A 10,574-nucleotide genomic window follows, 5' to 3' on the forward strand; every position below is an offset into this window, starting at 1 on the left:
CAGCTGCGTGCGCTGTCGGCCAAGCAGAACTCCGGCAATCGGGACGAGCGGCGGGCCGCGGCGCGGGATCTCCTCGAGTTGGTGGACAGGCTGAACCTGCGATCCGGCACCGACGAGTCCCGGGCCTTGCGGGCGGCACTCCCGAAGGATCTCGACGAGGCAGCAAGCCGGGTCGGGCCGACCCGCAAGGAACGGCTGAACCAGTTCGCCGAGAACGGCATACCGTGGTTGCCGAGTGTGCAGCGCGGCCTGTGGCTCGGCGGTGTCGAGACCCTGCTGCCCGGCGCGGTGTCGGCCGCGACGCTGCTCGACGGGGGACGGGTCGGCCTGGCCACGGCGGTCATGGCCGGCGCGGTGATCGCCTGGCCGGTCCGGGCGGTGGTGGAGCGCTTCGTCCAGGCTGCCGACGAGAAGGCCAAGGACGCGCATTCCGCGTACCGGAGGGCGATGGAGGACACGAGGCGGTCCGGCGTCCGCGCGCGGAGCTTCGTCGACCCGATCGTCAGCGTGTACCGGCAGCAACTCTCCTCGCTGTACGAACTGGCCGGCCGAGCGCCGCGCCGGCCGGTGCCGCCGCGCGCGACGCTGGAACCGCCTGAGGTCGGTCAACCCCGGCTGATCGCGCCGTGGTGGACCTTCCCGCTGCGTAGCGCCGTACCGGTCGCCGCTCTCACCACACCGCTGGCGTTCGTGATCTCGCCGATCGCCGTCGGTGCCGCTGTCGGCCTGGCCACCGTGGTCGTCGGCGGCGTGCAGTACGGGTTCCAGCACCTGCGGACCCGGTACGACGGCGTACGTCATCAGCACGACAACCCGACGCGCAGCTACCGGATGCTGGTCAGTGACGCGCGCCGCGCCGCGGACATCGCCGAGCGGCAGACCACGCTGAACGGCGAGTTGTGGTCGCTGGGGTTGCCCGCCCTCACGCAGCGCCCGGATTGGAGCCTCGAGCAACCACCGGACCCGGTGGAACGGCGGGCCGTGCCCAACAGGCTCTGGTTCACCGGCCGCGAAGTGGTGGTCGGCGCACTGGCCTTCGTCCGGCGGCTGTCGGACGCGTACGTCCAGCAGCAGCTCGCTGTGACCTCCCCGCTGCTGCTCGCGTCCGGTCTCCAGTTCCTTGCCATCGGCACCGTTTACGGGTTGTCCGAGGCATCACTGGTCAGAGGCAACCGGGATGCCTATGACCGGCACATGCACAACTGGTACGAGCTCGCGCGCCGCAGCGTGCGCAAGGAGTTCGACGAACTCACCGACTCGGTGTTCACCCAGTTCGACTCGGTGAGCCGGTCGCTGCGGGGGTGGCGCGCCCTCGAAGGCATCCCGTCGTGGCCGCGGCCCGCCGCCACGGAGCCGGAGATCCCACCGCACAAGCCGTGGAGTCCGGTGCTGCATCCGACCCGGGACTCGGTGATCGGCCGGCGGTGGTACCTCTTGCGGAGTGCTGCCGTCGCGGCGACGGGTGTCGGTGTGGCCGCGCTCGCCATGCAGCGCTACCACCTCGAACCGTTGTGGTTCCGGTTGTCGCTGAGCGCGGCCGCGGTACAGCCGGTGTACTTCTACACCAAGTACCTGCGGAAGCGGATGGACAACGAAGGCCAGCTCGGCGATCAGGAACACCGGATCGAGGCCAGTTCCGCGCGCGAACTCGAGCACACCAAGGCCGCCACCGCCTACGTCCGGCACCACGTCGGACGGCTCGAGGACCTCGCCGGCGGGAAGTCGCCGCGGCAGCGGAACCTGCCCACGGGTACGCCGCTGGCCGACTTCATCAACCTCGCGTACCGCGACCTGGACGATCATCTCGCGGGCAATGTTCCGAACAGCTACGAGCAGTGCGCCGAGTTGCTGTCGCTCCTGGGGCCGTCGGGCGAAGGGCGCAGTACCGATCTGACCACCCTCGAGCGGCAGCGCCGCGAACTTGTCCACCAGGTACGGCGGGACGGCGACATCCGGCCGCTGGTCCGAAACCTGGTGACGATTTCCGCCACCCTGGACAGCTACGCGGACGCCCTGCACAAGCATGGGTTCGATCCGCACGTCCGGCTCAGTGGGCCGAACGGATTGCCGGCCTCCGACTCCGTGCTGCACCACGATCCGCTGAACGCCCGCGTGCTGGCCGCGCAGACGCTCGATCCGGATCGAGCCGTCGAGCAGGCCGCGCTGATCGTCGCCAAGGTCGAGCAGTTGACCGGCGGGCGGTACGGATCGCTGTCGGCTGCCGACGTCGAGCCGTTGGCACGGCCCGGGCATCCGCTCACCGAGATCGCCGTCGACCTGGTCGCCCAGCTCGAGCGGCGATCGTCTCGGGGCAACTCTGGCCTGAAGATTCTGCGGGCGCGCCGCGACTTCCGCCGCGCACTGACCACGGAGTACGCGAAGACGGCCCCTGCCCGGCTGACCTGGCAGGGCCGAAGCAGCCGGGCCTAAGCAGGCAGGGGTTCGCGGGACTCGTCGAGGTAGGCGGCGCCGCCGGCGAGCAGTTGCTGGGTGGCCGGCAGGACCCGGTCCAGAACGTCCTGGGCGCTCGCCTCGCCACTGTCCGCCTCGGTGCTCGCGAAGAGCTCGCAGGCATCCCAGAGGCTGTCGAACGCGTGGCCCCACGTCCACAGCTCGTAGGCGAACCCGTCGACGCCGGCCGACGGGTTCGCGGGAACCGCGCCGAGCCCGTAGTCCCCGTTCGGCTGTACGCCGGAACCGACGAGCAGCGAGCCGATCCGGCAGGCCCGCGCGAACTCCACCGCGTCCGCGGTCCCGGGCGTCACCTCGATCAGCAGATCGCGCTCGAGCAACTGGTCGATCGTCGCCGCGGGCCGCGTAATGCCACCCGCCTGCGCGACGGCTTCGATCGACGTCCTGGTCCAGGGGGCTTCACCGGACCGGCCGGGTACGCCGTGAGCGAGCGCCCAAACGGCCAGCTCGTCCCCGGCCCCGAGGGCGCACTGCCGCCACCCGATCCGGACGAGGTGTTCCCCGCCGGGATGATTGGCGCCGAGGTAGTGCCCGACCGGAAAGATCAGTGCGGTGCTCATGCGTTCACAACCCCCAGCCGGAAGCTGACATCGATGTACGCCGCGTTGACCAGCAGCAGCGGGTGCAGCGCGGAGAGGAACGTGGCGAGCAGCTTCTCCGGGTCGAGACCGTTCCCGGCGACGTCCGCCGCGCTCTGACAGGTTGCCCAGAGCGTGTCGTCCATCGCCGACCACTGCCACAGGTCGTAGACGGCGAAATCGACGTGCAGCACTGGCTGCCCGAGGAACCCGATCGCGAACCGTCCCGGCTCGGCCGCGGTGTTGCCCAGCCCGAGCATCAACGGCGCCACCCGATGGCCGCGCGCGAACTCGAGCGCCTCGCTGCCATCGGGTGGGATCGCGGCCAGCAGGCCGAGGTCCCGCAGTTCGTCAACCAGCTTCGCCGCGTCCGCGACGCCGGTGTGCCGAGCGAGCGCGACGATCGACTCACGCCGCCAGGCGAACTGCTCCTGCACCGCGGGGAGGGATCCGTGCGCGAGCGCCCAGACGGCGTACTGCCGCTCGGACAGCTCCACCACGTCGGCCCCACGCCGTACCTGGCCGGAATCGACGAGGTGACCGATCGGGAGCATCAACCGTTCGTCCGTCATGCCGACGACGCTCCGCCGTCCGTGCGTCCGGCGGCCGGGGCTGGCCGGATCAGGCAAGGAAATGGCCGCTAGTTGGGCCAGGACGGGTTGCGGCCGAGGTAGGCGACGATGCCGTCGAGTGCGTCGTCGCCGGACCAGGCGACGTCCGCCGCGAACGGGGCGCCTGGCGCGTGCCGGACGTCGCCGACGGGCACCACCTGCGCCACGGTCTGCGCGGCGGCGAGTGCCTCCGGGCTGAAGGACACCGTCGTACCGAGGGACTTCGCGACGTCCCAGCTGTGTACGACGTAGTCGATGAAGTGGAAGCTGATCGCCTGCGCGCCCGGGAAGGCGGCGTCCGGGCCGAACTCGGCCATCGGGAAGGTGCGCTCCACGACGCCGGGCTGCGCGAACGCGTCCAGCACGTGCTCGGCGGACTCGACGTACGCCTTCACCGGGTCGTCGCCGAGATCGCGGACCTTCCAGATCTCCGGGTCGTTCTCGCCGCGGGAGGCGGCCGCGAATCCGTAGTGCTGGGTGGCCATGTGGGCGAGCAGGCCGTAGAGCGTCCAGGCCCGGCAAGGCGTCGGCTTGGAGAGGTCGGCAGGGGTCGCCGTGCCGACCAGTTCGATGCTGGTCCGGACGGCTTCGGCGTCGAGCGCCACGTAATCAATAGTAGGCATGCGCTGATCATATGCTTCAGCTTATGATTGCGCCAGTGTTACCTTTTCGGGCATGGCAACCGAGCGCTCCGACCTGGCGGCGATGCTCGGCCCGCTCGTCCGGGACCTGATCGCGATCGAGCTGCCGATCCTGGCCGCGCACGAGGTCTCGATGTGGGGGTACGTCGTGCTGAACGCGCTGGCGGACACCCCGGTCCGGACCCAGGCCGCGCTCGCGGAGGCGATCGGCGCGGACAAGTCCCGGATCATCGGCACCCTCGACGAACTGCAGCAGGCCGGCCTGATCGAGCGCACCCCGGACCCGGACGACCGCCGCGTCCGGCTGCTGTCGATCACCGCGCAGGGCCGGGCGACGCATCGCGCCGTCCGCAAGGACATCCAGGCCGCCGAGCTCCAGGTACTCGACGGCCTCCCGGTGGCCGACCGGAAGACGTTCCTCCGGCTCCTGCAGCAGTTGCACGCCTCCCGCTGACGGTGGAGCTCGTTCACTCGCGCGGGTGATCCGGGCGTCGCTCCGCGTCGGAAGACTGGCGGCATGCGACGAGCGGTGGTGGTGTGGGCGGCGGCGTACGGCGCGCTGCGGATCTGGTACCTGACCGGGCATGCGCCGACGTGGAAGCTGCCCGGCGACGACCTGCTGATCCCCGGGTGGGTGTCCGTCGTCGCCTGTCTGGTGACGGCGCTCGCCGTGATCCGGATCCGCCCGCGGCTGCTGTGGGTCCTCGCCGCGGGCTGGCTCGCGGCGGCCGCTTTCATCCTGCTCGACCTGGTCGCCGCGGTATTCCCTGGCCTGGGCATCCCGTTCGACTTCCTCGGCATGCTCAGCCGCCTCGGCGCGGTCGCCGGCGCCGTACTGCTCGGCCTGCTCGCCCGCGCGCACCAGCCGACCGCGACGCCGTGGCCGCCGTGGGTCTCGATCGCGGGCGCGTGCTTTGCCTGCGCCGGATGCCTCACGCGGCTCGGGGCGCAGGCGGTCGTCGGCTTCGAGAAGACGCCGTACGGCAGCAGTCTGTCGTTGCTGCTCTTCGAAGGCGGGTTCGTGCTCGCCGGAACGTTGCTGCCGTTCCTGCTCGTCCATCGGCTCGGTCGGTGGTTCCCGCGCTGGCTGCTGTTGCTGCCCGGGTATGCGATCGGGTGCGGCATCACGGCGTACTTCGGGGTCGGGCTGATCCAGATGACCGCCAACGCGCTCCGGGGGCAGCCGGTGTACGGCGATGCCACGCTGGGGCTGCCGGACAGCTTCTTCTGGGTCGCGGTCCCGGCGTACCTGGTGTGGGGCGCCGGGCTGGTGGTGGCGACCCGCGGGTACCAATTCGCCACCCGGAAGGCAAACGATCCGGTATGTGATCTTCGCATCACTCAGCGTTGAACCGAGGAGAGCGTTCAATCGTTCGAACCAGGTGTACTGCGCCGTCCACCAGGCGGCGCTGTGCTGCCTGTGCAGAATGGCGGAGACGGGACTGGTCCACGGATGGTCGAGAGAGCAGGAGCGCCGATGGCCGACGACCGGGCGACGCTGCTGCGCGAGCTGCACGACGTGCACGCTCCCGCGCTGTGGCGGTTCGTCGTCCGGCTGACCGGCGACGACCGCCTGGCCGAGGACGTCGTCCAGGAGACCCTGCTGCGGGCGTGGCGGCGGCCGAACATCCTCGCCGAGGACGAGCCCGGCGCCCGCGCCTGGCTGTTCACGGTGGCCCGCAACCTGGTCATCGACGACCGCCGCAGCGCCCGGGTCAGCCGGGAGGTCGCCAGCGACGACCTCCCGGAGAACCCGAGCGCCGACCACGCGAACGCCGTACTCGATGCCTGGCTGGTGGCCGAGTCGCTGGCGCAGTTGTCGGAGGAGCATCGGCAGGTGATCGTCCGGGCGTACTACGGCCGCCGTACGGTCACCGACATCGCCGAGGAGCTGGACATCCCGTCGGGCACCGTGAAGTCGCGGCTGCACTACGGGCTGCGGGCGCTCAAGCTCGCGCTGCAGGAGAAGGGGGTCACGAGTCAATGAGCGACCCGTACCGCGACTGGGACGCGGCGTACCTGCTCGGCGCGCTGTCGGCGAAGGACCGGCACGTGTACGAGGAGCACCTGCACGACTGTGCGGACTGCTCGGCCGCCGTCGCGTCCCTGGCCGGCGTACCCGGAATGCTGGCCGCGCTGCCGGCCGAGCGGGCGCTGGCCACCGTCACCACCGATCCACCCAACCTGTTGCCGGGGCTGACCCGCAGTGTTCAGCGCGACCGGAGGCGGCAGCGGATCCGGTACGGCGCACTGGCGTCGGCGATCGCGGTCGCAGCGGCGGTCGTCGGCGCGGTGGTCGCGATCCCGCTGACCAAGGACGACCCGAAGGGCGATTACGTCGTCCTGTCCCAGACGGTGTCCAGCAAGCTGTCCGCCGACGCCCGGCTGGTACCGGAGCCGTGGGGTACGACGATCGAGATCAGCTGCCGGTACGACGAACTCGCGACGCCGAGCGAACGCTCCCGCGGGTACGAGCTGTTCGTCACCGACACGTCCGGGAAGGTCCAGCTGATCGCGAGCTGGACCTCCGCGCCCGGCACCACGGTGAAACCCGCCGCCACCACCAAGCTGAAGCGCGAGGAGATCCGGGCGCTGGACATCCGGAGTTCGGAAACCGGACGGGTGTTGCTGGCCGTTCGGTTCTGACCACGCATACGGATCCGAACTCGGGGCACCTAGGAAAGACGAACGACGATCGCTCGAGAGGCCGTCGATCCAGACCCCGGTGTTCAGGGACGTGCACCGGGGTCGCCGTACGTCGTGATGCTTTCGAAAGAAAATTCCGGGCCTGCCTGTAACACTGCGGTCGTCACCGGCGATACACCGTGTGTAACGCCACTGAGGATCCCGTCCCAGGTCGTCCGCCCGAAGGGCCTGGGCCGGGATTCTCGATGCGTAGAGGCGCCCGCTGCGTTACGTACGAAGGCCCCCGGATCATGATCCGGGGGCCTTCGCGCTGTCCTACCCTCCCACCTAGGACGCTTGCTCAGTCGGGCCTTCCGACGGCGGCAGGGCGATCCGGTCCGCCGGCAGGCGCTCCGTCCGCTCGTTCCCGTCGTCGCCCTCGTACTGCACCAGGGCGGTCCATCCCGATTCCTCGTGGTCGCGGCCGATCAGCCAGCCGCGACGCCACTTGCCGTCCGCGCGGACGACCACATGGCTGGGCAGAGGGAGTCGGGACACCAGCTCGGTACCGGGCTCGAACTCAGTCATGGCCGAAGGCTAGGTGCAATCCGGTCACGGCGCCTCTTGAAAGCGTGTTCCGTCATACGTTTCTCAGACTCCGGACTCCAGTCCAAACGCTTGTACGGCACCGTGCACCTTCAACGCGCGGCCGCCCGGGATGTGCGTCACCCACCCCTGCTCCATCGCGTGCGCGCACAACGCGGCCCCCACCGCACCCGCCAGATGCGGGCGGCGCTCGGTCACGTCCAGGCAGGACCGCACGGCCGGGCGACCCCGCCGTACGTCGACCTCGATACCCAGATCCCTCAACCAGGCTTGGCCTTCCGACGTCAGCGCGACCCCCTCGGACCAGTCGATCAGGCCGCGCTCGGTCATCGCATCGGCCAGCGCAACCCCGAGCTTCCCGGCCAGGTGGTCGTAACACGTCCGCGCCCGCGCGAACGCGTCCCGCTTACTCACCGCCTTGAGACTGCTGACCGCCTCCGTACGCCGGGGCGCCAAGGCCGCGAGCCCCTCGATCAACTCCGCAGTCTCCGCCCCCGCCAACCTCACATACCGATGCCGCCCCTGCCGAACCTCACTCAGCAACCCACCACTCACCAGCAAGTTCAGATGCTCACTGATAGTCGGCCGCGAAACCTTCGCCACCCGTGCCAACTCACTCGCCGTCCACGCCCGCCCATCCAGCAACGCCAAACAAACCGTCGCCCGCGTCCCGTCCGCCAGCATCCGCGCCCAGCCGGCCAACTCCTCGCCCTCGACACTCATACCGTCCATCATGCCGCCCCGACAGTTAGACACCGGCCGAACGGTCCCGTACCTAGCCTCGATCCCCGTGACCCACCTGACGATCGAACCTTCCATCCTGTACGTCGGAACCCCGGTCGCCCTGCTCAGCACCCTCAACGAGGACGGCACCGTCAACCTCGCCCCCATGTCCTCCGCCTGGGCCCTCGGCAACGTCGTGGTCCTCGGCATCGGCATCGGCGGCCAGACCGCCACCAACCTGCAGACGCGACCCGAGGTAGCAATCAACTACCCGTCACCCGACCTGTGGCAATCCGTCGAACGCCTGGCCCCACTGACCGCTGCCAACCCCGTCCCACCCCACAAACAGGCCCGCTTCCACCACAATCGCGACAAGTTCACCGCCGCAGCCCTCACCCCCACCCCCTCCGACCTGATCAGCCCACCTCGTGTGACCGAATGCCCCCTCCAATTCGAGGCCGCCGTCGTACAGGCCGACCTAGATGCCAAAGGCAACTTCCTGATAGCCCAAGCCGAGGTCCTCAAAGTCCACGCCGCCCCCCACCTCGTCCTCCCCGGCACCTCCCACATAGACCCCGCCGCCTGGTCCCCCCTCATCTACAACTTCCGCCACTACTACGGCCTAGGCCCCGAACTAGGCGAATCCTTCCGCACCCAAACCCCAAAAACCAAAGGCGCATAGTCCCCCGCGCACATGCTGGAGTTGTGGGTATCTGGAGTGGGATGTAATCGACCCACCGCGTGCTACGCAGGCGCTCCAGTCGCTCCGCTCCCTCCCACACCCGCTCCGCGCGCTCCCACCACCCACCGGCTGAGCGCCGGCAGTGCCCGGCTGGCGCCGGGATTTGCGAGCTACCGCCCGGGAGTGACTACTAGGCGGACGTGGGCCGTGAAGCGGGCCGTGGTGAGTGGCGCCCGTGGGGGGGTGTCCCTATGGGGTTCGTCAAGCGGCGGTTGGGGTTGGGTGTTGGTAGAGGCTGCCGGTTCGGAGCATGGCGTGGAGTACGTCGACTCGTCGGCGTGCGAGGCAGATGAGGGCGGCGTTGTGTTTCTTGCCTTGGGCTCGTTTGCGGTCGTAGTAGGCGCGGGAGGTTGGGTCGGACAGTGCTGCGAAGGCGGCGAGGAAGAAGGCGCGTTTGAGTTGTTTGTTGCCGCCTCGGGCGGGGTGTTCGCCGCGGATGGAGGTGCCGGAGCGTCGGGTGACGGGGGCGAGGCCGGCGTAGGCGGCGAGGTGTCCGGGGGTGGGGAAGGCGGTGCCGTCGCCGACTTCGAGCAGGATGCGGGCTCCGGTCCTGACGCCGATGCCGGGGATCGAGGTCAGGACCTTGGAAAGAGGGTGTGCATCGAGCATCTCCTCGATCTGCCGGGCGGCCTCGGCTCGCTGGGCGAGCAGTCCTTGGAGGGTGGTGGCGAGTTGGGGCAGGACGAGTTCGGCGGCGCGGGTGCCGGGAACGGTGACGGTCTGTTCGGTCAAGGCTTGCTGGATCGCGTCGACGAGCTTGGCGTAGGAGCGTGGGGCGCGTGGCTTGGCGACCGCGATCAACTGGCGTCGAGTTGCGCCTGCGAGTCCTTGCGGGCCGGCGTACCGGATCAGCAGTTCGAGGACGGCGGGGTGCTGGGCCTTGGGTCCGAGCACGCGTTCCAGTGCGGGGTGGATCTGGGTGAGCAGGCCGCGGATGCGGTTGCTGATCCGGGTGACTTCGCCGGCCAGGTCGTCGTCGTAGCCGACGATGACCTGCAGGTCGGCCAGTGCCTCGTCGCCGGTGTCGACCCCGCGCAGGGCATGGGGCATCGACCGGGCGGCTTCGGCGATGATGTAGGCGTCGCGGGCGTCGGTCTTGGCGTTGCCGGGGTGGAGGTCGGCGATGCGGCGCATCGCCAGCCCGGGCAGGTAAGCCACGTCGATCCCCAGTTCGCGCGCGACGGTGACCGCGAGCGCGCCGATCGAGGCCGGCTGGTCGACCACCACCAGAACAGGCCCGCGCGCCGACAGCTCCTCGAGCACGGCGCGGATCTTCGCTTCCGACTGCGGAAGCGGCTTGTCGTGCACGCGCTGCCCGGCCGGGTCGAGTCCGCAGGCGTGGTGTTCTTCCTTGCCAACATCCAAGCCCAAGAACACGGCGTACTCGGGGCGACTCACAGACTGCCTCCTCGATCGGATCGACTGGTCACCACAGATCAGGCGAAGGATGCCGGCACCCACGTTACGAAGAGACCTACCAGCAGGCGGCCCTGTCCCTATCAGCGGTCAACCAACGCCACCAGACCTGGCGACAACACCCCCCGGATCATGCACACGACAGGGGCAGTAAGTCATA

Annotated in this window: 12 protein-coding genes; 6 read left to right on the forward strand and 6 right to left on the reverse strand. The window is 69.6% G+C overall.

Going from position 1 to position 10,574, the window contains the following annotated elements:
* On the forward strand, positions 1 to 2,430 hold a 2,430-nt coding region (locus VFF46_RS12985; RefSeq protein WP_325037348.1), incomplete at its 5' end, for a hypothetical protein.
* Here the strand turns inward: VFF46_RS12985 and VFF46_RS12990 are convergent.
* From VFF46_RS12990 to VFF46_RS13000, 3 genes are all read right to left on the reverse strand, one after another.
* The gene (locus VFF46_RS12990; RefSeq protein ID WP_325037349.1) at positions 2,427 to 3,032 is read right to left on the reverse strand and encodes a hypothetical protein; all 606 of its coding nucleotides are present in this window, start codon (positions 3,030 to 3,032) and stop codon (positions 2,427 to 2,429) included. The genes VFF46_RS12985 and VFF46_RS12990 overlap by 4 nt on opposite strands.
* Positions 3,029 to 3,622 carry a hypothetical protein gene (locus VFF46_RS12995; RefSeq protein ID WP_325037350.1) on the reverse strand — a complete coding sequence of 198 codons (594 nt, stop codon included), beginning with the start codon at positions 3,620 to 3,622 and terminating at the stop codon, positions 3,029 to 3,031. Before VFF46_RS12995 ends, VFF46_RS12990 begins: the two co-directional genes overlap by 4 nt.
* A gap of 68 nt (positions 3,623 to 3,690) precedes the next feature.
* Complete coding sequence (locus VFF46_RS13000) at positions 3,691 to 4,284, reverse strand: TIGR03086 family metal-binding protein (protein ID WP_325037351.1); 594 nt, start codon at positions 4,282 to 4,284, stop codon at positions 3,691 to 3,693.
* Between the two features lie 52 nt (positions 4,285 to 4,336).
* On the opposite strand from VFF46_RS13000, the gene VFF46_RS13005 reads away from it, so the two are divergent.
* The 4 genes from VFF46_RS13005 to VFF46_RS13020 all read left to right on the forward strand — a co-directional run bounded on the left by VFF46_RS13005 (position 4,337) and on the right by VFF46_RS13020 (position 6,948).
* Positions 4,337 to 4,756 (forward strand): MarR family winged helix-turn-helix transcriptional regulator, encoded by a 420-nt coding sequence (locus VFF46_RS13005; RefSeq protein WP_325037352.1) that lies wholly within the window; start codon positions 4,337 to 4,339, stop codon positions 4,754 to 4,756.
* A gap of 63 nt (positions 4,757 to 4,819) precedes the next feature.
* Complete coding sequence (locus VFF46_RS13010) at positions 4,820 to 5,653, forward strand: hypothetical protein (protein ID WP_325037353.1); 834 nt, start codon at positions 4,820 to 4,822, stop codon at positions 5,651 to 5,653.
* Positions 5,654 to 5,779: 126 nt separating this feature from the next.
* Complete coding sequence (locus VFF46_RS13015) at positions 5,780 to 6,289, forward strand: sigma-70 family RNA polymerase sigma factor (RefSeq protein WP_281067438.1); 510 nt, start codon at positions 5,780 to 5,782, stop codon at positions 6,287 to 6,289.
* Positions 6,286 to 6,948: a zf-HC2 domain-containing protein gene (locus VFF46_RS13020; RefSeq protein WP_325037354.1), complete on the forward strand. Its 663-nt coding sequence runs from the start codon at positions 6,286 to 6,288 to the stop codon at positions 6,946 to 6,948. The genes VFF46_RS13015 and VFF46_RS13020 overlap by 4 nt, the downstream gene beginning before the upstream one ends.
* 327 nt (positions 6,949 to 7,275) lie before the next feature.
* Here the strand turns inward: VFF46_RS13020 and VFF46_RS13025 are convergent, their stop codons facing one another.
* Together VFF46_RS13025 and VFF46_RS13030 are read right to left on the reverse strand one after the other, a co-directional pair.
* Positions 7,276 to 7,515, reverse strand: a complete 240-nt coding sequence (locus tag VFF46_RS13025) for a hypothetical protein (protein WP_325037355.1) — start codon at positions 7,513 to 7,515, stop codon at positions 7,276 to 7,278.
* Between the two features lie 63 nt (positions 7,516 to 7,578).
* Positions 7,579 to 8,256 carry a helix-turn-helix domain-containing protein gene (locus VFF46_RS13030; protein ID WP_325037356.1) on the reverse strand — a complete coding sequence of 226 codons (678 nt, stop codon included), beginning with the start codon at positions 8,254 to 8,256 and terminating at the stop codon, positions 7,579 to 7,581.
* 67 nt (positions 8,257 to 8,323) lie between these two features.
* On the opposite strand from VFF46_RS13030, the gene VFF46_RS13035 reads away from it, so the two are divergent.
* The gene (locus VFF46_RS13035; protein ID WP_325037357.1) at positions 8,324 to 8,938 is read left to right on the forward strand and encodes a flavin reductase family protein; all 615 of its coding nucleotides are present in this window, start codon (positions 8,324 to 8,326) and stop codon (positions 8,936 to 8,938) included.
* 261 nt (positions 8,939 to 9,199) lie between these two features.
* Here the strand turns inward: VFF46_RS13035 and VFF46_RS13040 are convergent, their stop codons facing one another.
* Positions 9,200 to 10,396: an IS110 family transposase gene (locus VFF46_RS13040; protein ID WP_325037358.1), complete on the reverse strand. Its 1,197-nt coding sequence runs from the start codon at positions 10,394 to 10,396 to the stop codon at positions 9,200 to 9,202.
* Positions 10,397 to 10,574 lie beyond the last annotated feature (178 nt).

The sequence above is a fragment of the Kribbella sp. genome (genome assembly GCF_035655035.1).
In the GTDB taxonomy this organism is placed as follows: Bacteria; Actinomycetota; Actinomycetes; order Propionibacteriales; family Kribbellaceae; genus Kribbella.